Here is a 247-nt window from a genome sequence, read left to right on the forward strand (position 1 = left end):
TGGCGGCCGCCATGAACGGCATCGCGCTGCATGGCGGTTTCGTGCCCTATGGCGGTACGTTCCTGTGCTTCGCCGATTATGCGCGCGGCGCGATGCGGCTCTCGGCGCTCATGGGCCAGCGCGTCATCTATGTGATGACACACGATTCCATCGGCCTCGGCGAGGACGGCCCGACGCACCAGCCGGTCGAGCACCTTGCGATGCTGCGTGCCACGCCTAATCTCAACGTCTTCCGCCCGGCGGATGT

The 247-nt window shown here is 66.0% G+C and carries 1 pseudogene; it reads left to right on the forward strand.

The features are described from left to right. Positions 1–247 (forward strand): annotated as a pseudogene (locus tag EOC06_RS39225) (transketolase); the annotation flags it as partial.

Source organism: Mesorhizobium sp. M7A.F.Ca.MR.362.00.0.0, assembly GCF_004023175.1.
GTDB lineage: Bacteria > Pseudomonadota > Alphaproteobacteria > Rhizobiales > Rhizobiaceae > Mesorhizobium.